This window comes from Streptomyces lushanensis (assembly GCF_001700515.1).
In the GTDB taxonomy this organism is placed as follows: Bacteria; Actinomycetota; Actinomycetes; order Streptomycetales; family Streptomycetaceae; genus Streptomyces; species Streptomyces lushanensis.
Genome location: NZ_MAUD01000349.1, coordinates 265 through 995, shown reverse-complemented (window position 1 = coordinate 995; position 731 = coordinate 265). Strand labels below are relative to the sequence as shown.

General features: G+C 70.0%; 1 protein-coding gene. It reads left to right on the top strand.

Going from position 1 to position 731, the window contains the following annotated elements; all coding sequences use genetic code 11:
• On the top strand, positions 1 to 731 hold a 731-nt coding region (locus BFF77_RS25625), incomplete at both ends, for an NAD(P)/FAD-dependent oxidoreductase (RefSeq protein ID WP_483855214.1).

Genomic DNA, 731 nt, shown 5'->3' with positions numbered 1-731 from the left:
CACCGGCGGTGACGCCGACGGCAATCTGCACCGGCTCGCCGACAAACGTGTCGGTCTGATCGGCACCGGCGCGACCGCCATCCAGTGCGTGCCCCATCTCGGGGCCGACGCCGGGCAGTTGTACGTGTTCCAGCGCACACCGTCCTCGGTCGACACACGCGGCAACCGCCCCACGGACGACGCCTGGGCCGCTTCCCTGACGCCGGGCTGGCAGCGGCGCCGTATGGACAACTTCCTCACGCTCGTCACCGGTGGCCGGGTGGACGAGGACCTGGTCGACGACGGCTGGACCAGCAGCGCCCGGCTTCAGCAGAAGCTCATCCCGAGCGACGGCTACGCGGACCTGCCGCCGGACGAGCGGGAGCGCACGTACGAGCTGGCCGACTTCCGGAAGATGAACGAGATCCGCGCCCGGGTCGACGCCGTCGTCACGGATCCGGCGGCGGCCGAGGCGCTCAAGCCGTGGTACCGCTACATGTGCAAGCGGCCCACGTTCAGCGACACCTACCTTCAGACGTTCAACCGCCCGAACGTCACCCTGGTCGACACCGCCGACAGCCACGGTGTGGAGCGCATCACCGAGGACGCCGTCGTGGTCGGCGGGACCGCGTACGAGGTCGACTGTGTCATCTTCGCGACCGGCTTCGAGGTCGGCGCCTCGGGGATGCTCTCCGGCCTCCTGCCGGTGTACGGCAGAGGAGGCGTCACCCTGGCCGAGGCGTGGCAGAACG